Raw genomic sequence first — 21,575 nt, 5'->3', positions numbered from 1 at the left:
TCTCATCATAAGCATGGCTTACGATAGCGCACAAGCGAGAATTAACTTGAAAGTTGGTAAGTGACGCTTATTCAGTTTCACATGGCGAACGAGCTAGGCGATGCACTCCGCAAGGCGCGAGAGGCCAAAGGCCTGAAGAAGGTCGGTGTGGCTCGGATGCTGGACATCAGCCCCTCGGCGATCTCGCAGTGGGAATCGGGAACAACTACGCCGTCGCCCGAAAATCTCCTTCGAGTAGCTCACGTATTTGACATCGTCCTCAACGAACCGCCGTTTAAGGAAGCGATAGAGAGGTCCGGCGCTGCTGGTCCGAAGGTTGCCGCAGCAGCTGGACAGACGCTTCGGAACCGCTACGCTTACGGCCTTGACGTTTCTGAGCAGAATGTCCGGCAGGCCGTGTCGGCCCCGCCCATATCGAGCCTTCAAGGTCTAGCCAGGGACGTGCCTGTACGCGGAATCGCGGTCGGAGGAGACGATGCCGATTTCCAGATGAACGGTCAGGAAAACGACTACGCGATCCGCCCGCCGGGCCTCGCCAACGTCAAGGGGCTTTTCGCTCTCGTGGTAAGCAACGACAGCATGTATCCGGCTTGGCGCCCCAACGCTACCTTCTACATCAATCCAAACCGAGCGCCGCAGATCGGCGACGATGTTGTCGTTGAGATGCTGCCTGACGACAGCGGCGAGCCTGGCAAGGCATTTCTGAAGCGCCTTAAGTCACGCACCCCGACAAAAGTCATTGTCGAACAGTTTAACCCGCCGATGGACATAGAGTTCGAGCGTGCGGCCGTGCGACTCCATCGTGTTGTGCCTTGGGAAGAAGCGCTGGGAATTTCATAGAGCCTTTACATTCGCGGCGATGTCGCACCGATAGTAAGGTGTGATCGTGATATTCTTGCTCATAACGCCGCGCTCAGCGCAAGACCGGCATTTAAGCTTCTGCCCAAGCTGCTCCACGGTGTTAATGCCGGTGCCGATCATCTGCACGATGTGCGACTTGGCCAGCCTCCGCTTCCGGCCGCAATTCTCGCAGGCGACGCCTAGAGCCACGAGGTCGTCCATACCGTCGAGCCGCGCGCCAGTCATTCATGTTCACTCTTTGTTCTCAATATGCCTCTGATCGCGGCAATCCCAACGCGAGTCCAGCCCTGGCGAGGTTATCAACAGCGACCTTTTTCTCTCTTTTGGCCACTGACGTAAGCAAAACTTATGGAAAGCGCTTGCTCGAAAAATTAAGTTGTGCTTGCTTATTTCCGTCGCAGCTCGTGATGGAGTCCCGCCAGTGCCTCTCGTCTCTCACCTCATCACCTGCCAAGCGGCGGACGGCCTGTACCACCAGGAGGACCGCGCCGGCCTGAGCTTCGCGCAGGCGGTCCGCAGCGTCGCCGACGGAACACCCTTCCCGCTGGCATCAGTCCATCGCGTCGACTTCGTGTCCGGCACCATCGCCGACGTCACCTGCGCCGCGCTTCATGCTGCCGTCGATTGGTGGCGCGACGCCTACAACGCCGACCTTCCCGGCTGCCTCTGGGCCGCTTGTGAGGCCTACGGCGTGGAGCGGTATGACCCCAAGGACGCGCCGGTCGCCGACTCCAACGCCGAGCACGGGCTTGACGCGTTCGAAATCGGACTGTCGAGGGCCGCGTGATGATCGGCCATGTCGACACGATCACGTCGTTGCGCGCCATTGCGGAGGGACGCCGAGCCCCTGCCAGGAAGTATGCCGCGTTCCAGCGATCCGCCCTGATCCGGGTCATCGGCCATGGATCCCGATCCAAGCCCGTCCTGACCGACACCGGCCGCGCCAAGCTCGCCCAGGCGGAGGCCAGCCGGTGATGACTGACCTCCAGCTCGCCTGCCTCGCTCTCTCAGTCGCGCCACTCACCTTCGGCGCACTCTGGGCCCTCGTCGACGTCGCGAGCCGCATGGTCGGCAGTGCCGACACGCCGGCCGACCCCGTTGAGACGTTCCACACCATCGCCGGGTACGTGGCCCGCCTCGTCGCCCTCGTCCCCGCCATGGTGCTAGCGGCGGCTACCATGCTCTTTGGCTGGAGGGTTAGGCCGTGAGCGTCCTCCTCGCCGCCACCGGCTTCCCCGGCCCCTACGTGGTGCGGTCCTCGTCCGAGGCCGTCATCGTCGACGCGCAGGGCCGCCCGGTCGCCATAGTGCTTCCCGTCTTCGCCGACCCGGCCGTGCGCATGTGGCTCGCCGAGTTCATGGCCGCCGCCGTCAACGCCGCCGCCGGCTTCCCCGCGCCGCCCATCGAGGCACCGCTCGATCCTCGCCATCTCGCCGCCGTCCACGGGACGACACGCGCCTTCGTCCGCCGGGCCTCGCCCGGCCCCCTCTCCGACGCCGCGGAGTGAACACCATGGACATCATCGAGCACACCGAGGGCCGCGTGCCCGGCCCGGGCCTCTACCGGATGCCGGCCAAGGTCTATCACGCCGATCCGGCGCCCGAGCCGAGCCTGTCGTCGTCGATCGCCAAGCTGTTCCTGACGCACAGTCCAGAGCACGCTTGGGCCGAGCACCCGCGTCTGGGCAAGGCCCCCGACGACGAGGTCGACCCGAGCCGGGTCATGGAGGTCGGTTCGGCGGTCCACAAGCTGATCCTCGGCCAGGGGGCGGACCTCGTCATCATCGACGCCGACGATTACCGGACGAAGGACGCCAAGGCCGCCCGGGCCGCCGCCTACGCCGCGGGCAACGCGCCGATCCTGAAGCCGGACATCGACAAGGCCGAGGCCATGGCCGGCCGCTTCGAGACCCGCATGGCGCTCATCCCCGGCTGCGAGGGCTTCGCCCAGGCGCAGGCCGAGGTCGTCGCGGTGGTGCGGGACCGGTCCGGCGCGTGGCTTCGGATCATGATGGACAAGGTCGAGATCGACGACCACGGTGCGGTGATCTGGGACGTGAAGAGCGGCAACGTCTCGGCCGCCCCGCAGGGCCTTGGCCGGCGCGTCGAGCAGATGGGCATGGAGGTACAAGCCGCCTTCTACGTGCGGGCCTTGGAGACGCTGCTCCCGCGCCTGGCCGGCCGCGTGCGGTTCCGGTGGGCCTTCATCGAAAACGACGTTCCGCACGGCCTGTCGGTGGCCGAGGCCGACGCGGTCGGCATGGGTATCGGCGCCCGCAAGGTCGACGTCGCGATCCAGACCTGGAACGGCTGCCTCGAGACGAAGGTCTGGCCCGGCTACCCGGCCGAGATCATCCGCGTCGAATACCCGGAGTGGGCGGCCAACCGCTGGACCGAACGCGAGGTCTCCGACCCGCAGCTCGCCAGCATGAATTACGACCCCGCCACCAGCCCCCACCGTCCCTATGGCTATGGAGATGCGGCGTGACCTTCGCCTTTGCACCGGCCGTCCGCGATCGCGTCGGCCTCCTCATCGGTCTCGCTGGCCCGACCGGCAGCGGCAAGACCTTGTCTGCCCTCAAGATCGCGCGCGGGCTCGCTGGCGGCGACGACAGCAAGATTGCCTTCGTCGACACCGAGGGCGGTCGCGGCAAGCACTACGCGCCGGCACCGAGCGAGAAGCCTTCCGAGACCGTCTTCGGCTTTCAGCACTGCGACCTGCGCCCGCCGTTCACGCCCGAGGCCTACCGCGACGCGATCGCGGCCGCGGATGCCGCCGGCTTCGAGGTGATCCTGGTCGACAGCTTCTCCCACGTCTGGGACGGCGACGGCGGCCTGCAGGAGATGCACGACGTCATCGTCGACGAGTCGGTGGTGAAGTCCCGCGCGGCCGCCGAGGAGAAGGGATGGCGGTTCGACGAGGCCGTGACGCGCGACAAGGCGTCGATCGGCGCGTGGAAGGAGCCCAAGACTCGGCACAAGCGCCTGGTGTCCCGCCTGATCCAATGCCGGGCGCATCTCGTGATCTGCATGCGCGCCGACGAGAAAATGCGCATGGAGACGGTCGGGGAGGAAGGCCGGAACGGCAAGACCTTCAAGAAGACCGTCATCACCGCCGCCAAGGATCTGCCGCTCGCTGAGCGGTGGGTGCCCATCGTCGAGAAGCGGTTCCCCTACGAGCTGACGACGTCGTTCGTCCTGGCGCCGACTAACCCTGGCGTGCCGATCCCGATCAAGTTGCAAGACCAGCATCGGTCGGCCGTGCCTTTGGACAGGCGGATCGATGAGGGCGTCGGCCGAGCCCTGGCAACGTGGGCGAAGGGCGGCGCAGCGCCGATGACCGCCCGCGAACGCCTCTACGTGGCCGCGCGTGAGGCGGCAGACCAAGGAGCCGTGGCCCTCGCCGACTTCCGCCGCGGCCTCGATGACCGAGCCGATACGGCACTGTTCCCGATCCTGGACGAGTTGACGCGTCGGGCATCCGACTTCGACGCCGCCAACGACAGCTTCCCCGGCGATCGCAGCGAGGCCGCCTGACACAGTGCACCGCCGCCATTCTCACCCCACGAGGAGCGACCCCATGACCGCGAGAGCCACCACTGACGACGATCGCACCGTCGGCACGCGCATCATGAAACTGCGCAAGGCCAAGGGCATCAGCCGATCGGCCTTGGGCGCCGCCATCAGCGTGACGTTCCAGCAGGTCCTGAAATACGAGAAGGGCCTGAACCGCGTCGGTGCCGGCCGCCTACACGAGATCGCCAAGCACCTTGAAGTGCCGGTGTCGGCCCTGTTCGACGAGGGCGGCGAGGAAGGTACGTCCGAGATGTTCGACCTTAAGGTCGAAGCAGGCGCCATCGAACTACTCAAGGCCTACGCCGCGATCGAGGATGTGGACCTGCGCCGGAACGTGCTCGCCATCGTCCGCACCGCCGTGCACCTCGGGCACGGACCTAAAGCGATCAGCGCATGATGAAAGGGACGCTCCCGCTATCCCTCCCCTTTCTGGGCTCGTTCGACAGCCTCGGTGGCTCGCTCGCTCGGCTCGGCCGGTGTCTCTTGCACCTCGCCGCTGACCGAATCCTGCGGACCGGAAGCGAGGCCTTCCTCTGGGCGACGGGACAGCCGACCCTTGCTCTGATCGTAGCTCGATTCCGCCAAGGATCCGGGATCAGTCTTCCGTTCGTTCGACATGCGCTGCGCTCCTGTTTTGCAGGAAACGCTTTGACGGAAAGGTCTGTTCGCGCGACCGGCGCCGTCTCAAACCAAAATGTCGACCACCCGGCTCTGCGATGCTGGAAGAGGCCGAGGGGAGTCTTGCTCGCGCGCCTCGGCATCCACCGATCGCCCGATATCGACCGAGACGAGCCGCGGGCCAGCCTCACGGTCAATTGCCGCATCGGTGCGTGCCGCTTGGATCAGTTCCGTCGCTTTCAGCAGCCCCACGGATGTAATCGAGGTCGTGATCGACATGGCTCGGATCTCCTCTCCGATGAGAGGAGCACGAGAACCATGACCGGGAAGTATCGGAAATCGGTCGGTTTCAATCGACCCTTCAACAGCATGCCCAAGGTGCGTGCATGACTACGGACACCCCCATCGCCTGGACCATCGTCGTGACCGACGGCGCCGTCCTGCGCACCATCCACCCGGCCGCGCTCGGGTCGGCCGCTGCGGAGATCGAGCGCATCCTGCGCACCCACCTGTTCGAGAGCGCGCAGGCAGATCCGGTTCCCGCGGTGCAAGCACCGGCTGCGGGCACGCCTCCGGCCCACGAGATCGCACGATCACGCGGCTTTACCGGTGACGCGTGCGGGACATGCGGCAGCTTCGCGATGCGCAGGGCCGGCACCTGTCTAACCTGCCAGGCCTGCGGATCCACGACGGGGTGCGGGTGATGTTGGCCAACGGGAGGCACGGGTGACCACGTTGCCGATCGGCCTCGTTCCGCGCGGGCTCGCCCGCGACCAGGCTGCGGAGTATTGCGGCTGCGAATCCCTCGCGGCCTTCGACGATTGGGTCCGCCGAGGCATCGTGCCCAGAGCCATGGCCGGGACGACCAGGTGGGATCGCAAGGCGATCGATAGGGCCCTTGATCGCCGCTCGGGCCTTCTCGAGAGTGCCGATGCATCCTTCGAGGAGTGGGCGGCGGGCCATGCGGGTTAAGCTCAAGGGCATCAACACCGTGAGCCATACAGCCGCCGATGGCTCGACGACGAAGTACTTCTACCACCGCGCCAGCGGCAAGCGCCTCACCGGCGTGCCGGGGACCGCCGAGTTCATTGCCTCGTTCGAGGAGGCCGGCCGGTCCGTCGCCCAGGCGCGTGGCACCGGCACGGTGATGTGGTTGATCCGCCAGTACTGCGGCTCCCGGCAGTGGGAGAAGCTCGCCGATTCCACGCGCGCGATCGGGCGCCTCAACCTCAACGCCGTCGAGGCAAAATGGGGGGCGACCCCGCTCAAGCACGTCGAGAACCCAAAGAGCCGAGCGATCTTCCTGCGCTGGCACGACGAGCTCGCCCGCACGCAGCCGCGTGCGGCCGACAATAAGCTCGCCGCGCTCGCCCGGGTCTTCTTGTGGGGCTACAACCGCGGCCACCTCACCCATAACCCGATTGCGACGTTCGAGCGCGCCTACGGCAGCAACCGGGCCGAGCTGATCTGGCTCCCCGAACACGTCGCAGCCTTCGATGGAGTAGCGACGCCGGAGCTCAGGCTGTCGCTGCTCCTGGCGCTCCACACCGGCCAGCGCCAGGGCGATCTTCTAAGATTGCCGTGGTCGGCGTTCGATGGCGAGGCCATCGCGCTTCGGCAGGGCAAGTCGGGGCGCAAGGTGTGGATCCCGTGCACGGTGGCGCTGCGCACGGCGCTCGAGGCGGCGCCCAGGCGGGCCGTGACGGTACTGACGAAGGCGGACGGGAAGACCTGGACGAAGAACGCCTTCCACAACGCGTGGAAGTCCGCCTACGAGAAGGCCAAGATCGCCGAGGATCTCCACTTCCACGACCTGCGCGGAACAGCGGTCACGATGCTGTCAGAGGCAGGGTGCACGCCGCAGGAAATTGCGACCATCACGGGTCACACCCTCGCGTCCGTGAATAAGATCCTGGAGGTGTACCTCGCCCGAACACGGGCCCTGGCGCAGAGCGCCATCATCAAGCTGGATGCCCACCGGCGAAACGCTAAGTGAACATCGTCCGCAAAAAGTTTTGCAAAACATAGGTCGGCACGCATGCCGACTTCAGATCATCGAAGGGAAAACACCAACAAAAACAAGTTGGTGCGGCCAAGAGGACTCGAACCTCCACCCCTTGCAGGACTAGCACCTCAAGCTAGCGCGTCTACCAATTCCGCCATGGCCGCATCGTCGCCACGAAGGTCCGTCCCTGTGTCCCGGAGGACGTCGGCGGTTCCGTGTGGAGCGGCGCAGCGGATAACAGATCGATTCCGCCCCGACAAGCACCCCGTTTCGCGACCGGCCCGGAAACGACGCCCGGATCAGGCCGTGCCCGGTCTCAAGCCTTTGGCGGCGCAGACGTTTGGCCCCCGACCGACGAACGGCGAAGAATAGGTGCGCCCACGATGCGACGGGCCTCAGAGAAAGTCGACGCCGCTCTCCAGGATCGGCACGGCGCCCTCGCCGATGGTGACGCCGGGCAGCCGCACCACTTCGGCCTTGCGGATGAGCTGCGTGATCTCGACGGAGATGCGGTTGCCGGTCACCACGATCTGGCCTCGCGCGATCGGGTGGTCGTTGGCCAGGATCTCGACCATATCGCTCTCGGTGGATTCGAGTTCGATCACCGCGCCCCGGCCCATGCGCAGCAGCATGTGCAGCGGCATGTGGCTGCGCCCGAGCACCACCGTCAGATCGACCTTGAGGTCTTCCAGAACCGACACGCGCCCGTCTCCCGTCGCCCGAGCGGCCGGACAACGGCGGGCTCTTCGCGCCGACTGTCCACGCCCGATGGTGAAGCCTTGGTAAACGAAACCTTGCGATCGGCCCGGCGCGCCGGCGATTTCACCCCGACCCGCCCGGGTAGCCCGGTGGCGTGGCGGATCGGCGACGCGCCGGTGCCCTACGAGGAGGCCGTGGCGGGCATGGAAGCCCGGGCCGCGGCCATCGCGGCGGGCGAGGCTCCGGAACTGGTGTGGCTTCTCGAGCATCCGCCGCTCTACACGGCGGGGACCTCGGCCCGCGAGGCCGACCTCGTCGCGCCTGGCCGCTTTCCCGTCCACACGACCGGGCGGGGTGGGCAATACACCTACCACGGGCCTGGCCAGCGAGTGGCCTACGTGATGCTCGACCTCAACCGGCGACGACCCGACCTGAGGGCCTATGTGGCGGCGCTCGAGGCCTGGATCGTCGCCACCCTCGACGCCTTCGCCATCCGCGGCGAGGTCCGCGAGGACCGCGTCGGCGTCTGGGTGCGGCGGCCCGAGAAGGGCGCAGGCGTCGAGGACAAGATCGCGGCCATCGGCATCCGGGTCCGGCGCTGGGTGAGCTTCCACGGCATCAGCCTCAACGTGGAGCCCGACCTCTCGCATTTCTCCGGCATCGTCCCCTGCGGCATCACCGGGCACGGCGTCACCAGCCTCGTCGACCTCGGCCACCTCGTCAGCATGGAGGAGGTCGACATGGCCCTGCGCGCCGCCTTCGAGACGGTGTTCGGGCCGACGGTCGACGACGGGTGACCGGAGGCGGGGATCGCAGCACCCTCCCGCCCACCCCCCGTCGAGCCCCGAATCATCGATCGTGCCCGACGAGGGCCGGTTCGGCCGCCCACGATCTCGAACCGATGTGCTCACCCACACCGCCCGCAGTGGTCTCGATCGGTCCCGCCGCCGTCCAGACCTGACCCTCGATGGCGGACGCTCGGTTCGCGTGCGTCGAGACACATCTTTGCAGATTCCGAGACGACATCACTGCTGAAGACATTCGATCAAGACCTGTCGTCACGAAAAACGACGACCTCGCAAGTGTGGGAATGGGTCTTCGACGCGTGCTATTCTTCAGGAGGGATCGATGAAGACCACAGTCGCCATCACGCCGATCAAGACTCCCGTCCTCACGGGCAAGGCGCCGCTCGTCGTCCAGGGCACCGCCCGCAACGACGACTTGCGCTACACCGGCACGCGCCCGGTGAGCATCGACGGGGGCGCGGGCAACGACACGCTCCAGGGCGGCTCCGGCGACGACAGCCTCGTGGGCGGCACCGGCAACGATCTCTTCCTCCATTCCGACGGCGCCGACGTCTACGTCGGCGGCCAGCTGCCCAAATCCGGCGGGACGCCGGTCTTCCCGTTCCCGGCGCCCGAGGTCGACACCGTCAGCTTCGCCAATGCCGCCGTGAAGACCGGCGCCGTGATCGACCTCGTCCGCCAGGAGCAGAACGCCGGCCTCGCGGCGGGCGACCGCTTCGTCGGGATCGAGCGGATCGTCGGCAGCATCGGCGGCGACACGATCAAGGGCGACGCCACCGCCAACACCTTCTACGGCATGGCCGGCAACGACATCCTCGAAGGCCGCGACGGCAACGACACCCTGGAGGGCAGCGCGGGAGCGGACCGCCTCGACGGCGGCGCCGGCAACGACGTGCTGAAGGGCGGCAGCGAGGGCGACGTCGTCACCGGCGGCACCGGAAACAATACCATCGACGGCGACCAGGGCGACGACACCATCCTCGGCGCCAACGGCCTCGATACCGTCCACGGCGGCGACGGCAACGACCGGATCGACTACACCGGCAGCACCACCGTGCGGGCCGATCTCTACGGAGACGCCGGCGACGACGTCATCCTGAGCGGCTCGGCCAGCCTCGTCGACGGCGGCGACGGCAACGACACCATCACCGGCAATGCGAAGTCCGGCGGCACGGTCGCCTACGGCGGGTCGGTCTACGGCCGTTCCGGGGACGACACGATCGACTATGCGGCATCGTTGGGGACAACCCGCATCAGCGGCGACCAGGGGGCGGACGCCATCCTGGGCGGGGCGGGGTCCAACTTCATCTTCGGCGGATCGATCCACACGACGTCGCAGGGCTACATCATCGTCGAGGACGTCGACGACGGCGACGGGGCCGACGTCATCGACGGCGGTGGCGGCAACGACCGCATCTACGGAAACTGGGGCGACGACACCATCACCGGCAGCGCCGGCAGCGATACGGTTCTGGGCGGCCAGGGCCGCGACAGCCTCGACTACCACCAGGCCACCCTCGCCCAGGTCCTGGTGGGCGGGTCCGGCATGGACGCGATCCTGGGCGGGGCGGGCAACGACACGATCTACGGAGGGTCGACGATGCTCTATGGCGCCACCCAGATCGATGTCGGGACGAGCTCCCCCACCCCCGCATTCGGCCCGCTTCTCCCCGACGGCGCCGACATCATCGACGGTGGCGCCGGCAACGACCGGATCTTCGGGGACGAGGGCAACGACACCATCACCGGCAGCGCCGGCTCGGACATCGTCAAGGGCGGCGACGGCGACGACACCATCGACTACCGCGCGAGCGGCGGCTTCAACGACCTGAACGGCGGCGCCGGCAACGACGTCATCCGCGGCGGCGGCGGCGTCGACTACATCGCGGCCGGCCAGGGCATCGACCGGTTGGGCGGCGGCGCCGGGGCCGACGGCTTCAAGTTCGGCAGCGAGCTGTCGGGCACCTTCGTCACCGGCAAGACCACGGCCACTGCCGACGCGATCACCGATTTCCAGACCGGGTTCGACTTCATCCTGACCGGCAACGGCGCCGGCAACGATGCGAACTACCGCGAGTTCGCCGACGTCCGCGTCACCAGCGCCGAGATGGCGCTGCTGGTCTACGCCAACACGACGCACGACAACCCGGCCGCCGGCGGCGCGTCCTACACCTTCGTCGCCGGGGCCAGCGACGGCTACCTCATCCTCGATGCCAACGGCATCGCCACGGACGGCGCCACCGGTGTCCTGCGCCTCGACGGCCTCAACCTCCTCACGGGATTTTCCGCCATCGACCTGCTCGCCTGAGACGATCCTCCGGCCGGCGGCCGTCCTCCGCCGCGACGGATCGAGGACGGCCGCCGGCCGATTCGGATCTCGGGCTCAGATCACCGGCAGCCCGCGCGCCTTGGCGTGCTCGCCGGGTTCGACGTGGATCACCACCACCGCGCCGGGCACCGCCCCTTCGATGACCGTCTCGAGCCGGTCGCAGATCTCGTGGCTCTCCTGCACCGTCATCTCGCCGGGTACCACGAGGTGGAAGTCGATGAAGGTGGCCTGGCCCGCGTGCCGGGTGCGTACGTCGTGCGCCTCCAGGGCGCCCGCGCCGTGGTCGGAGATGAGGCGGCGGATCTCGCCCACCATCTCGGGGGGGGCCGCCTTGTCCATCAGCCCGCTCACCGACTCGCGCACCATGCCCCAGCCCGACCACAGGATGTTGAGAGCGACGAGGCCGGCGATGATCGGGTCGAGGACGAACACTCCCGTCACCGTCACGAGGGCGACCCCCAGGAGCACGCCGCCGGAGGTGACGACGTCGGCCATCACGTGGCGGGCATCGGCCACCAGGGCGGGCGAACGCCAGGCCCGGCCGCGGCCGAGCAGGATCGTGGCCCAGACGAGGTTGACGGCGGTGGCGAGCGCATTGATCGCCAGGCCCGCGAGCGGAGCGTCGAGGGGCGTCGGGGCCAGGATGCCATGGACCGCCTCGCGAAAGATCAGGAGCGCGGCGACGATGATCAGGGCGCCTTCGACCACCGCCGAGAAGAACTCGGCCTTGTGGTGACCGAACGGATGCTCCTCGTCCGCCGGCCGGGCCGCCACGCGCAGGGCGACGAAGGCGAACGCCGCCGCGACCACGTTGATGATGCTCTCGAGCGCGTCGGAATAGAGCGCGAGGCTGCCGGTGAGCCAGAAGGCGCCGAACTTGAGGGCCGTGACCACCGCGCCGATGCCGGCGCTGGCCAGGGCGGCCTTTTGGGTGCGGTCCAACGAAACCTCCGGGGCGGCGAACCGCCGACGAGGGGCGTCATACGGCAGGCCGGCGCGCCAAGGCCACGGCACAGGTTGAACCGCCGCCCACAGGGTTTAGCCCGGGCTATCGAGGGCCCGATCCGATGGGGTGGGTCAGGACGGCGCGTCGTCGGGCACGCGCGGCGCACGCTCGGCCTCGCGCGCACGGCTGCGCTCGGCCTGTGCCCGAGCCCGGGCCGCCTTTCGGGCGTAGCCGCGCGCGATCCAGCCCCAGCTCGCCTTTGCGGCGAGCTGGTCGAGGCGCAAGGCCTCGCGTTCCCAATAGGACAGGAGCTGCCCGTCCAGGGTCACGCGCTTGACGACGGGCCTGGGCCGTCGCGCGGGCGCCGTCCTCTCGCGCCCCATCGGATCGTCCGTCATGGTAGCGTCCGTCATGGCTGATCCGGGGCGGCGGGTGCGTCACAGGGTTCGATGACGAGGGAATCGTCCTCGTGGAGCCCGGCCTCTCCCGCATCGGCCACGGGTGACCCCGGCGTTCCGAACGGCCGGCTCGGATAGGCTTCGAGGAACCGGGCCCTGGCCTCGTCGGGGTCGGCCGCCTTCAGCGTGATCACCGGGCTCTGCGGCAGCGGCCAGCGCGGGTCGGCGGCATCGCGCGGGCGGATCGCGTACCAGGGCATGAAGGTCCTCTCGCGTGCGCCGGGCGAAGAATTCGGCACCGGAACGCCTCGGCAAGAACAGGAGGCCGGGCCGGTGGTTCCATGGGAATACCCACACGTCAAGGTTGGACGCAGGTTTCGAACCCGCCCGATGCCTCCCGGACGGCACCGATTGTTCGATCGCCGCCCGAACGGGCGGACCGCCCGGTCGGGCCTCGCCCGACAACCGGGCGCCATTGATCCCGGCACGCAAACCATGCTGTTGGCGCGCCATGCGCGTCGACCTGTTCGATTTCGACCTGCCGGAGGCGAGCATCGCCCTGCGGCCACCCGAGCCACGCGATGCGGGGCGGCTCCTCGTGGTGCGTCCCGGGGCACCGCCGGAGGACCGGGTCGTGCGCGACCTGGCGAGCCTGCTCAGCCCCCGCGACGCCCTCGTCTTCAACGACACCCGGGTGATTCCCGCCCGGCTCCACGGCATCCGCCACCGCGAGAACGCGGCCGGATTGCGCATGGAGGCGATGCTCCACCTGCGTGAGGCGCCCGACCGCTGGCGCGCCTTCGCGCGGCCGGGCAAGCGACTGGCGGTGGGCGACCGCCTCGTCTTGGGGGCCGATGCGTCCGAGCCGCTGACCGCGCGCATCGTCGAGAAGGGCGAGGGCGGCGAGGTGGTGCTGCGCTTCGAGGCCTCCGGCCCGGACCTCGACGCGGCCATCGCCCTGGCCGGCACCCTGCCGCTGCCCCCCTACATCGCGGGCAAGCGCCCGGCCGACGCGCGCGACGCCGTGGACTACCAGACGGTCTACGCCCGCGAGCCCGGCGCGGTGGCCGCACCCACCGCCGGCCTGCATTTCTCGCAGTCGCTCCTGGCCGCGATCGATGCCGCCGGCATCGCCCGCCACAGCGTGACGCTCCACGTCGGGGCCGGCACCTTCCTGCCCGTGAAGGCGGAGGATACCGCCGACCACCGGATGCATGCCGAGATCGGCGTGCTCGACGCGGCCACGGCGGAGGCCCTGAACGCCGTGCGCGCGGGCGGCGGCCGCGTCGTCGCGGTGGGCACCACCGCCCTGCGCCTCCTGGAAAGCGCCGCCGATGCCGAGGGCGTGCTCCACGCCTTTTCGGGGCCCACCGACATCTTCATCACGCCGGGCACGCCGATCCGGGCGGTGGACGCCCTGATGACCAACTTCCACCTGCCGCGCTCGACCCTGTTCATGCTGGTCAGCGCCTTCTCCGGCCTGGAGACCATGCGCGCGGCCTACGCCCATGCCATCGCGGGCGGGTACCGCTTCTACTCGTATGGGGATTCGAGCCTGCTGTTTCCCGCCGCGCCCCGATAGCGGGCGGCATTGCGCTCGCCGACGTTGCCCGTGTCGGCGCGTTGCCCGTATGACACCGCCGATGTCGCAACATTTCACCTTCCGCGTCGACGCCACCGACGGTGCCGCCCGCACCGGTGCCATCGCCATGCCGCGCGGCACCATCCGCACGCCGGCCTTCATGCCGGTGGGCACGGCGGCCACCGTCAAGGCGATGTACCCGGGCCAGGTCCGCGACCTTGGGGCCGACGTGGTGCTCGGCAACACCTACCACCTGATGCTGCGGCCGGGCCCCGAGCGCATGGCGCGGCTGGGCGGGCTGCACCGGTTCATGAACTGGCCGCACCCGATCCTCACCGATTCCGGCGGCTTCCAGGTGATGTCGCTGTCGGCGCTCAGGAAGCTCGACGAGCACGGCGTCACCTTCCGCTCGCATGTGGACGGCTCCTCCCACCACATGAGCCCGGAACGCTCCATCGAGATCCAGGGGCTGCTCGGCTCCGACATCCAGATGCAGCTCGACGAATGCGTGCGCCTGCCCGCCGACGAGGCCACCATCGCCAAGGCCATGCACCTGTCCCTGCGCTGGGCCGAGCGTTGCCGGGTGGCCTTCGGCGAGCAGCAGGGCAAGGCGATGTTCGGCATCGTGCAGGGCGGCGACGTGCCGGCCCTGCGCGTCGAGAGCGCGCGGGCGCTGGTCGACCTCGACCTCAAGGGCTACGCGGTGGGCGGGCTGGCGGTGGGCGAGCCCCAGGCCGTGATGCTGGCGATGATCGAGACGGTGGAGCCGCACCTGCCGCGGGACAAGCCGCGCTACCTCATGGGGGTCGGCACCCCCGACGACATCCTGCGCTCGGTGGAGCGGGGCATCGACATGTTCGACTGCGTGATGCCGACCCGGGCCGGGCGCCACGGCCTCGCCTACACCCGCCACGGCCGCATCAACCTGCGCAACGCCCGCCATGGCGAGGACACCCGGCCGCTGGACGAGGCCTCCGCCTGCCCGGCGGCGCGGGACTACGGCCGCGCCTATCTCCACCACCTCGTGCGCACCGAGGAGATCCTGGGCATGATGCTGCTGACCTGGAACAACCTCGCCTACTACCAGGAGCTGATGGCGGGCATCCGCGCCGCCGTCGCCGCGGGCCGGTTCCAGGATTTCGCCGCCGAGACCCGCGAGGGCTGGGCCAGGGCCGAGGCCGAGCGGGCCGCGGCCTGAACCGAGACGACCCTCACTCGGCTCCGTCTGGGGCAGGCTCGGCCGGTGCCGCCTCGGCCGGAGCATGGGCGAGCACCCGGAAGAATCCCGCCTCATCGTCCGCGCCCGTGGTGCGGGCCCGGGCCAGGGCCTCGACGATCCGGGCCGCCACCGGCAGCCGGTAGTGCAGCGGGTCCCAATAGTTGCGGTCCTGCGTGGTGACGGGGGACGGCATCCGGAAATCCACCACCGTGGCGCCGCGGCGCCGGCCGATGGCGGCCACATGCGCCTTGCAGGCCGCCTCCCGGGCGCCCCTGGCCGTGCCGGGGCGGCCCTGGACCGCCACATGGACGGGCATGAAGGCCAGGAGCTTGGTGGTCGCGGCCGGCATCGCGGCGACGAGGGCATCGAGCCAGTCGAGGGCGGGCATCGCCTGCGAGACCTCGGGCGCCCGGCCGGGTTCCTCTGCCCCCTCTGCTCCCTCCACCGCCGTGGTGCCGCCGTGGATGTGCCGGGCGGCGCGGGCGGCGTCGTAGTGCTCGTCCGGTGGGGTGAAGACGGCGTAGCCGTCGCTGCGGATGCGCGCGGGCCGTTGGCCGATGCGGTGCAGCACCACGTCCGCCCCGGTGACGAGGCTCTGCCAGTTCACCTGCCGCAGAACGGAGAGGTGCCGCATCATGGGGGACGGATCGGGCTCGTAGAGCCAGTTCGGAAACGGGCGCGGCGTCACGAGGCGGGTGTCGGCATCGGCCTCGCACCAGGTCGAATCGAGGGCGAGCAGCATCGTCCTCGGCGCCCCCTGCGCCAGGACGAGGCGGGCCATCGCGCGCTGCTCGAAGGGTGTCGCGGCATTCATCGCGAGGTTCGCGAAGCGTCCGCCGAGCGCCCGGTCGAGGTCGCGCGGATCGAGGAGGCGGGCGGTGGAGGTGCCGATGACGGCCGAGTCGTAGGCCCCTCCGCGCACGATCTGCGGATAGAGGTAGCGCTGGTTGGAATCCATGAGCGAGCCGGGCGCCCGCCCGGGTGCGGCGCGCAGGCCGTAGGGATCGGTCGCCGCGACGAAGCCGATGGCGCCGGCGCCGAGCACGAGGCTGCCGAGCGCGAAGGCGACGGCGAAGCGGCGCCAGGCGCTGTCCCGCGCCGTCGGGTCGTGATCGAGCCTCATCGGGCCCGCCGCTCCCACGAGATGATGGCGACGGCGGGGCGGCCGCCCTCGTCGCGCGCTGTCCCGCCGGCCGTCAGATGATGAGGCCGCGGCGCAGGGCCATGGCGACGGCCTGGGTGCGGTTGGTGGTCCCGAGCTTGCTGCGGGCCGAGCGCAGGTGGAAATCGACGCCGTGGGTCGAGATGCCCATGACCTCGCCGATCTCCCAATCCGTCTTGCCCTCCGCGGCCCACTGCAGGGCCTCGCGCTCGCGCGGGGCCAGCCGCACCGGCGCGGCGAGCCCCTGCCCGTTGAGCAGCAGCAGGTGCCCGAAGGCATAGGTGGCCACGAGCTGGAGCATGCCCCGGTCGATCGGGTCGATCCCGAGCCGCTCGCCCGAGACGCTGAAGCCTGCGATCTCCCCGTCCAGGGTCTGGAGCGGGATCGTCAGGCCTTCGCGAAGGTCGAACTCTGCGGCTTCGTCCATCACGCGACAGGCGGTCGCGTCATCGGTGGCCGCGCGCACGTCGCCCCAGGCGAAGGGGATCGCGCTCGTCCCCAGGCGCCGGACGGTGGGATCGTGGAAGGCATAGCCCCGCGAGAGATAACGCCGGCCCCATTCGCTGGGGAAGGTGTTGAGCAGGACGTGGTTCTGGTGTTGCCGGGCCGGCGTGCCCGGTGTCGGCACCGTCGCGGCCATCACGTGGGTGACGCCGAGGTCGGACAGTTCCGCCAGGAGAAGATCCGCCACGTCGCCGCTGCTGGCCGTGCGGTCCAGGGAGCGCAGGAAACTGAGGGTGTGATCCAGGGATTTGCGCGTCATCCCCGTCACTCCGCCCGCCGTCCGCAATCGTCACAGAGAGATATGACGTAGAGTCATTGTCAATGATCTCAGGTCGATAAAACGGACCGGTATCGCCCGCTGCGATCCTGCCTGCGCAAGCGCCATACAAGTGGTCGTCGCCGGTCCTTCAACCGAACAGGTCGACCACCGCGAAGCCCCGTTCGGCGAGGCGCTCGGCCAGGATGCGACGATGGCAGCGCTCCGGCTCGCGCTCGAAGCACAGGAGGCAGGTCGGTCCCCGTGCCGCCAGGTCGGCCAGGGCGTCGAGGGCGAGGCCGCCGTCGCCGGTGTCGAGCACCGCCTCGCAATAGATCCTGCGCATGAGGCCGGCATCGTGGGCCCGGGCGGCCTGCCGGCCGGCCTTGGGCGTACCCAGTGCCCGGAGGTGATCGTAGGAGACGCCGCCGTCCTCGAGGAAGGCGGCGAGCGCCGTCTTCGCGAAGCCGCGCTTGCGCGAATTGGCCACCGCCCGGACGTCGGCGAGGCGGGTGACGCCGGCCCCTGTGAGGGCGGCGCGCAGGCGCTCGGGGTCGAGCCCTTCGTAGCCGATCGTGAAGAGGGTCCGCGTCATCGTGCGATCCATGCGGGGGGCGGTGTCCACACGTTGCTCACAGACAACGGCTTCCGGAAATCTGCCTCAATCTCGGCAAACGTCTGTTAACTGCGCTCGGGCATCCATGATCCAGGTGTTTGCATGATCGAAGTGCGTGGCGCGTAGGGTGATGGACGTGGGTTCGATGTCTCTGACGAACGAGCGCCCCTCGACGACGGGTCGCCGCCCTGGCGCCTGGATGCGCCGGACCGCCGCCATCGCGCTGATGGCGGGGCTGGCGGCCTGCGCGGGCGGCACCACGGACTTCTATCCCGACAAGGGCGACGTGAAGCCCCACCCCGGCGTCGCCCGCGCCAAGAGCCACCCGATCCAGGGCATCGACATCTCGAAGTGGCAGGGCCGGGTCGATTGGGCCTCGGTGCGCAAGGCCGGCACCCAGTTCGCCTTCATCAAGGCCACCGAGGGCGGCGACCACGTCGACGAGCGGTTCCGCGAGAACTGGGACGGAGCGGCGCAGGCCGGCGTGCCGCGCGGGGCCTACCACTTCGTGTTCTGGTGCCGCTCGGCGCAGGACCAGATGGCGTGGTTCAAGAAGAACGTGCCCAACGACCCCACCGCCCTCCCCCCCGTCCTCGACGTGGAGTGGAACGGCCATTCCCAGCTCTGCCCAAAGAAGCTGCCTAAGGCGCAGGCGCTCGCGATGGTGCAGTACATGCTCGACGAGATGGAGCGGTACACCGGCAAGCGCCCGATCATCTACACCGACATCACCTTCCACAAGGACGTGCTCGAGAACGAGCTGCCGGACTATCCCCATTGGGTCCGCTCCACCGCGGCCGAGCCCGAGCAGCGCTATGCCCGGCGCAAGTGGATGCTGTGGCAGTTCACGTCGACGGGCCGGGTGCCGGGCGTGCGCGGCGACGTCGACCGGAACGCCTTCTACGGGACTACGGCCGAATGGGCGTCGTTTCTCTCCACCGACTGCGATCCGCGCGATCATCACCGCCTCTCGCCGCAGGGCCTCTGCACGAACAAGTGAGACGGTTTCCGCTTGAATCAAGCGGGAATTGTATCACCGGGCCCGCACGGCGCCTGAGCGAAGCCCATGTCGGCATCGCGACGTGATCGGCTGGACATGGTTATGAGCGCGCTCGCACCTGCGTTCAAACGCGAGGCGGTTGCCTTGCCGAAGCGCAGTGGCTGTCCGCTGAGAAAATCGCGATCCCGTCGGCCTCGCACGAGCCGTGGCGCATCGTGCCGACGGGTGGCTCTCGACCGTTGCCGTCGGCACGCTCACCGGGCTGACGTCGCCCCTCGCCGGCAGACCGTTCCACCTCATCCTCCGCGAGCGATCACGCAAGTTCGTCGGCCGCTCTTACCCTGTCTGTCCACGGGGGCGGCGGGAGTGGCCTGAGGTCCTTCGGGATCACCCGGCGGAACCGGTCCGTGCCAAGCCGGATCGCGCAGGACCTACGACGTCTGGCCAACGCAAGTGCGGCCCGGTTCTCGATCTGACGACGCCCACCCTTCGGACGGGGCCGAGGCGGTGGAAGAAGCGGAGCGATCTCATCCCCGAGATCATCGGGAAGACGCGGTCCGGTCATGCCAAACGAAAACTCAAAACTCCGCTCGGTGCCATTCTGTCCGGCGCTCCGAGTGCTATCGCCCCCGCCTCCCCATGGGAAGCGCGCGGCGAAGGGCCTTTTGGATCAGGGATGGCTGGCGATCTGCGAACGAAGGCACGTTCGCGTTTCCGACAAGCCCCGCCACTTGCAGTGAACGCAATCCGCAGAACCGCGTTCTTTGCCCGGGCTTCGGCTCACTATCACATGGAAGATGGATACCAGCATGTTGAAGCGTTTTGCCGCTACCGCCGGTCTACTCGCACTCGGCACCGGTCTTGCCCTGGCTCAGACCACCGCCCCGGCTCCCGCGCCCACGCCGGGTACGCCATCGACTGCTGGAGGAGCCACCAACGCACCTGCCATGCGGACCAATGGTGACATGAAGGAATGGCAGGCTGCGAAGGTGGCCAAGGTCAGCCTGACGAAGGCGCTGATGGCTGCCGAGGGCAAGGGCGAGGAGAAAGGCGGCCGTGCCATCGACGCCGACTTCGAGAACGTCGAGGGCAAGGACCCGGCGCATTACGAGATCAAAGTGGTCTACCCGAGCGGCAAGCTCGTCGAGCACTACATCAACGCCGACACGGGCGAGGTTTACAAGACCGAGAACCAGCCGATCGAGCGGTACTTCACCCGTTTAAAGCCTGCCGATTTCCAGAATGCCAAGACCACGCTCAAGGACGCGCTGGCGATCGCCGAGCAGAAGGTGCCTGGCGGCAAGGCCTTCGAGGCTGACGTGTCCAAGGACGGCTCTGCGGTACAGTACGAGATCAAGGTGGCGGGCGCCGACAACGAGCAGACCGTCAAGGTTGGCGCGGACGGCAAGGTTGTCGACTGACCCCGTCGTGACGGTTTCACCTTAGCTGGCGAAGCCACCCTCTTCTGAGCCTGCTCACGGGCTCCGACAGAGACCACGAAAGCTGACGAACAAGGCCTCCCCGCCGCCCGATCTGATCACGGGCCGGCGGGGTGGGTCGTCAATCTCACAGGTGAGCCGGTACGCAACTTGGCTCGTGACTGTGATGTCGGACGACAATTAGCCGAGCATCAAGTACGTCGTGGAGGCGTCGCACCAAAACGGGAATCTCAGTCTGTTCCTGACGAACGTCTGCGATCGTGGGTTGCGGGAAATCCTCCGGCCCACCGTTTGGCACACAGTGCTAAGTGAGACGTCTCTGTGAAACCACGTCCAAACCACGACCCAAGGCGGTGATTTAGTTGGCGCGCCCTACGGGAATCGAACCCGTGTTTTCGCCGTGAAAGGGCGACGTCCTGGACCGCTAGACGAAGGGCGCTTTGGTCGGGCGAGGGTTCTATAGGGGGGTTCGTCGCGCTGTGCAACGCTCCTCGTCGGTTGTTGTGCGGCGACGGGGGCGCGGACCGGGACGTTGCCGAACGACGAGGCGCATTGGCGCCGCTCGCGGGCCGGGGTGGCTTGACGAACGAGGTGCGGGCCGGTTTGTCGCGGGTTTGGATCGGACCGCCCTCATGACCAGCCACAGCGACGACCCGCCGACACACAAGCCCCGGCCGACCGGCGGGGATCGCAAGGAGCGTGGTCGCCGGTTCGGCTCCGGCGCGGTGCGGGATCGCTTCCGACCGACCGGGCCGAGCGGCGACCGGGTCGTCCTCTACGGCTGGCACCCGGTGTTCCAGGCGCTCGCCAACGACGGGCGGCGGCTGCATCGGCTGCTCGCCACCGAGAACGGGGCGGCCCGCCTGACGGCCGAACTCGGGACCCTGCGGATCGAGCCGGAACTCGTCCGGCCCAGCGCCATCAACGCCCTGCTCGGGCCCGATGCCGTGCACCAGGGGCTCTACCTCGAAGCCGATCCGCTACCCGGGCCGGACCTCGACGACCTGCCCGACGATGCCCTCCTGCTCGCCCTCGACCAGATCACCGATCCCCACAACGTCGGCGCCATCGTCCGCACCGCCGCCGCCTTCGGCGTCGCTGCCATCGTCACCACAGCCCGGCATTCGCCCAACGCCACCGGCGTACTGGCCAAATCGGCCTCTGGCGGCCTCGAGCACGTGCCGCTGGTGGTGGTGCGCAACCTCGCCGAGGCGCTGATCGACCTGGGGAAGCGCGGGTTCACCCGCATCGGCCTCGATTCCGATGCGCAGACGACGCTTGACGCCGTCGGCCCGCGCCGGCCTGCGGTGATCGTGCTCGGAGCCGAGGGCAAGGGCCTGCGCCAGCGCACCCGGGATTGCTGCGACGTGCTCGCCCGCATTCCCTTCTCGGGGGAGATACGCAGCCTGAACGTCTCCAACGCCGCAGCGATCACCCTCTATGCCCTGAGCGTCCGCCCCGCGGAGTGATACCCTTTCCGCTTGATTCAAGCGGAAAGGGTATCACCGAGCCCGCGCGGCGCCTGAGCGAAGCCGATTTCCGCATCACGAAGTGATCACC

General features: G+C 68.6%; 26 protein-coding genes, 2 tRNA genes and 1 pseudogene. 17 read left to right on the top strand and 12 right to left on the bottom strand.

The genetic code is table 11. The annotated features are described in order from the left end of the window. Positions 1-60 precede the first annotated feature (60 nt). Complete coding sequence (locus ASG40_RS20805) at positions 61-840, top strand: XRE family transcriptional regulator (RefSeq protein WP_082494624.1); 780 nt, start codon at positions 61-63, stop codon at positions 838-840. Here the strand turns inward: ASG40_RS20805 and ASG40_RS17670 are convergent. Continuing rightward, positions 835-1,086 (bottom strand): hypothetical protein, encoded by a 252-nt coding sequence (locus ASG40_RS17670; RefSeq protein WP_055888649.1) that lies wholly within the window; start codon positions 1,084-1,086, stop codon positions 835-837. The two genes, ASG40_RS20805 and ASG40_RS17670, sit on opposite strands and share 6 nt — an antisense overlap. A 196-nt stretch (positions 1,087-1,282) precedes the next feature. Here ASG40_RS17670 and ASG40_RS17665 point away from each other — a divergent pair, with 196 nt between their 5' ends. From ASG40_RS17665 to ASG40_RS17635, 7 genes are read left to right on the top strand one after another with little or no spacing between them, the layout of a single operon-like run. Continuing rightward, positions 1,283-1,648 (top strand): hypothetical protein, encoded by a 366-nt coding sequence (locus ASG40_RS17665; RefSeq protein ID WP_055888647.1) that lies wholly within the window; start codon positions 1,283-1,285, stop codon positions 1,646-1,648. Next, positions 1,648-1,836, top strand: a complete 189-nt coding sequence (locus tag ASG40_RS17660; RefSeq protein ID WP_055888645.1) for a hypothetical protein — start codon at positions 1,648-1,650, stop codon at positions 1,834-1,836. The genes ASG40_RS17665 and ASG40_RS17660 overlap by 1 nt, the downstream gene beginning before the upstream one ends. Beyond that, complete coding sequence (locus ASG40_RS17655) at positions 1,836-2,069, top strand: hypothetical protein (protein ID WP_055888643.1); 234 nt, start codon at positions 1,836-1,838, stop codon at positions 2,067-2,069. The genes ASG40_RS17660 and ASG40_RS17655 overlap by 1 nt, the downstream gene beginning before the upstream one ends. Continuing rightward, positions 2,066-2,368 (top strand): hypothetical protein, encoded by a 303-nt coding sequence (locus ASG40_RS17650; RefSeq protein ID WP_055888641.1) that lies wholly within the window; start codon positions 2,066-2,068, stop codon positions 2,366-2,368. The genes ASG40_RS17655 and ASG40_RS17650 overlap by 4 nt, the downstream gene beginning before the upstream one ends. Before the next feature lie 5 nt (positions 2,369-2,373). Then, a complete protein-coding gene (locus ASG40_RS17645; RefSeq protein WP_055888974.1) occupies positions 2,374-3,348 on the top strand; it encodes a PD-(D/E)XK nuclease-like domain-containing protein in 975 nt (324 codons plus the stop codon). Then, on the top strand, positions 3,234-4,397 hold the full coding sequence (locus ASG40_RS17640) for an AAA family ATPase (RefSeq protein ID WP_082494623.1): 1,164 nt from the start codon (positions 3,234-3,236) through the stop codon (positions 4,395-4,397). The genes ASG40_RS17645 and ASG40_RS17640 overlap by 115 nt, the downstream gene beginning before the upstream one ends. Before the next feature lie 43 nt (positions 4,398-4,440). Beyond that, positions 4,441-4,833, top strand: a complete 393-nt coding sequence (locus tag ASG40_RS17635) for a helix-turn-helix domain-containing protein (RefSeq protein ID WP_055888638.1) — start codon at positions 4,441-4,443, stop codon at positions 4,831-4,833. A 287-nt stretch (positions 4,834-5,120) separates the two neighbouring features. On the opposite strand, the gene ASG40_RS20795 is transcribed toward ASG40_RS17635, so the two are convergent. After that, a complete protein-coding gene (locus tag ASG40_RS20795) occupies positions 5,121-5,333 on the bottom strand; it encodes a hypothetical protein (protein WP_082494621.1) in 213 nt (70 codons plus the stop codon). Between the two features lie 107 nt (positions 5,334-5,440). Between ASG40_RS20795 and ASG40_RS17630 the strand changes: the two genes are divergently transcribed. Both ASG40_RS17630 and ASG40_RS17620 read left to right on the top strand, forming a co-directional pair. Next, positions 5,441-5,758 carry a hypothetical protein gene (locus ASG40_RS17630; RefSeq protein WP_055888636.1) on the top strand — a complete coding sequence of 106 codons (318 nt, stop codon included), beginning with the start codon at positions 5,441-5,443 and terminating at the stop codon, positions 5,756-5,758. A gap of 257 nt (positions 5,759-6,015) precedes the next feature. Continuing rightward, positions 6,016-7,050, top strand: a complete 1,035-nt coding sequence (locus ASG40_RS17620; protein ID WP_055888631.1) for a tyrosine-type recombinase/integrase — start codon at positions 6,016-6,018, stop codon at positions 7,048-7,050. 88 nt (positions 7,051-7,138) lie between these two features. Here ASG40_RS17620 and ASG40_RS17615 read toward each other — a convergent pair. Together ASG40_RS17615 and ASG40_RS17610 are read right to left on the bottom strand one after the other, a co-directional pair. Next, positions 7,139-7,223, bottom strand: a tRNA-Leu gene (locus ASG40_RS17615). Between the two features lie 231 nt (positions 7,224-7,454). After that, complete coding sequence (locus ASG40_RS17610; protein ID WP_055888628.1) at positions 7,455-7,760, bottom strand: FliM/FliN family flagellar motor switch protein; 306 nt, start codon at positions 7,758-7,760, stop codon at positions 7,455-7,457. Between the two features lie 93 nt (positions 7,761-7,853). Here ASG40_RS17610 and lipB point away from each other — a divergent pair, with 93 nt between their 5' ends. Both lipB and ASG40_RS17600 read left to right on the top strand, forming a co-directional pair. Continuing rightward, on the top strand, positions 7,854-8,555 hold the full coding sequence (gene lipB / locus ASG40_RS17605) for a lipoyl(octanoyl) transferase LipB (RefSeq protein ID WP_244475601.1): 702 nt from the start codon (positions 7,854-7,856) through the stop codon (positions 8,553-8,555). A 331-nt stretch (positions 8,556-8,886) separates the two neighbouring features. Beyond that, entirely contained in the window at positions 8,887-10,872 is a 1,986-nt protein-coding gene (locus tag ASG40_RS17600) for a calcium-binding protein (protein WP_055888626.1), read from the top strand. A 75-nt stretch (positions 10,873-10,947) separates the two neighbouring features. On the opposite strand, the gene ASG40_RS17595 is transcribed toward ASG40_RS17600, so the two are convergent. The 3 genes from ASG40_RS17595 to ASG40_RS17585 all read right to left on the bottom strand — a co-directional run bounded on the left by ASG40_RS17595 (position 10,948) and on the right by ASG40_RS17585 (position 12,497). Then, positions 10,948-11,835 (bottom strand): cation diffusion facilitator family transporter, encoded by an 888-nt coding sequence (locus ASG40_RS17595; RefSeq protein ID WP_055888624.1) that lies wholly within the window; start codon positions 11,833-11,835, stop codon positions 10,948-10,950. A 135-nt stretch (positions 11,836-11,970) separates the two neighbouring features. Further along, positions 11,971-12,252 (bottom strand): hypothetical protein, encoded by a 282-nt coding sequence (locus tag ASG40_RS17590; RefSeq protein WP_443136633.1) that lies wholly within the window; start codon positions 12,250-12,252, stop codon positions 11,971-11,973. Beyond that, on the bottom strand, positions 12,249-12,497 hold the full coding sequence (locus ASG40_RS17585) for a hypothetical protein (RefSeq protein WP_055888622.1): 249 nt from the start codon (positions 12,495-12,497) through the stop codon (positions 12,249-12,251). Before ASG40_RS17585 ends, ASG40_RS17590 begins: the two co-directional genes overlap by 4 nt. A 251-nt stretch (positions 12,498-12,748) precedes the next feature. Here ASG40_RS17585 and queA point away from each other — a divergent pair, with 251 nt between their 5' ends. Beyond that, positions 12,749-13,819 carry a tRNA preQ1(34) S-adenosylmethionine ribosyltransferase-isomerase QueA gene (queA, locus tag ASG40_RS17580; protein WP_055888619.1) on the top strand — a complete coding sequence of 357 codons (1,071 nt, stop codon included), beginning with the start codon at positions 12,749-12,751 and terminating at the stop codon, positions 13,817-13,819. A 61-nt stretch (positions 13,820-13,880) separates the two neighbouring features. Then, positions 13,881-15,017, top strand: coding sequence for a tRNA guanosine(34) transglycosylase Tgt (gene tgt / locus ASG40_RS17575; RefSeq protein ID WP_443136632.1), 1,137 nt, complete (start codon positions 13,881-13,883; stop codon positions 15,015-15,017). A 13-nt stretch (positions 15,018-15,030) separates the two neighbouring features. Here the strand turns inward: tgt and ASG40_RS17570 are convergent, their stop codons facing one another. From ASG40_RS17570 to ASG40_RS17560, 3 genes are all read right to left on the bottom strand, one after another. Further along, positions 15,031-16,161, bottom strand: coding sequence for a hypothetical protein (locus ASG40_RS17570; protein WP_055888615.1), 1,131 nt, complete (start codon positions 16,159-16,161; stop codon positions 15,031-15,033). Between the two features lie 73 nt (positions 16,162-16,234). Continuing rightward, positions 16,235-16,963 (bottom strand): LuxR family transcriptional regulator, encoded by a 729-nt coding sequence (locus tag ASG40_RS17565; RefSeq protein WP_055888613.1) that lies wholly within the window; start codon positions 16,961-16,963, stop codon positions 16,235-16,237. A gap of 148 nt (positions 16,964-17,111) precedes the next feature. Continuing rightward, the gene (locus ASG40_RS17560; RefSeq protein ID WP_055888967.1) at positions 17,112-17,555 is read right to left on the bottom strand and encodes a DUF488 domain-containing protein; all 444 of its coding nucleotides are present in this window, start codon (positions 17,553-17,555) and stop codon (positions 17,112-17,114) included. A gap of 166 nt (positions 17,556-17,721) precedes the next feature. Between ASG40_RS17560 and ASG40_RS17555 the strand changes: the two genes are divergently transcribed. Next, positions 17,722-18,576 (top strand): glycoside hydrolase family 25 protein, encoded by an 855-nt coding sequence (locus ASG40_RS17555; RefSeq protein ID WP_055888965.1) that lies wholly within the window; start codon positions 17,722-17,724, stop codon positions 18,574-18,576. A gap of 451 nt (positions 18,577-19,027) precedes the next feature. On the opposite strand, the pseudogene ASG40_RS21375 reads toward ASG40_RS17555, so the two are convergent. Next, a pseudogene (locus ASG40_RS21375) lies at positions 19,028-19,141 on the bottom strand (IS5/IS1182 family transposase); the annotation flags it as partial. 244 nt (positions 19,142-19,385) lie between these two features. Here ASG40_RS21375 and ASG40_RS17550 point away from each other — a divergent pair. After that, positions 19,386-19,997: a PepSY domain-containing protein gene (locus tag ASG40_RS17550; protein WP_082494620.1), complete on the top strand. Its 612-nt coding sequence runs from the start codon at positions 19,386-19,388 to the stop codon at positions 19,995-19,997. Positions 19,998-20,378: 381 nt separating this feature from the next. Here ASG40_RS17550 and ASG40_RS17545 read toward each other — a convergent pair. Continuing rightward, positions 20,379-20,454, bottom strand: a tRNA-Glu gene (locus ASG40_RS17545). A gap of 193 nt (positions 20,455-20,647) precedes the next feature. On the opposite strand from ASG40_RS17545, the gene rlmB reads away from it, so the two are divergent. Next, positions 20,648-21,484 carry a 23S rRNA (guanosine(2251)-2'-O)-methyltransferase RlmB gene (gene rlmB, locus ASG40_RS17540; protein ID WP_082494641.1) on the top strand — a complete coding sequence of 279 codons (837 nt, stop codon included), beginning with the start codon at positions 20,648-20,650 and terminating at the stop codon, positions 21,482-21,484. Positions 21,485-21,575: the final 91 nt, after the last annotated feature.

The sequence above is a fragment of the Methylobacterium sp. Leaf399 genome, assembly GCF_001424525.1.
Lineage (GTDB): Bacteria > Pseudomonadota > Alphaproteobacteria > Rhizobiales > Beijerinckiaceae > Methylobacterium.
Note: the sequence above shows the minus strand (reverse complement) of the source record. Positions and strands in the feature narration are given on the sequence as shown.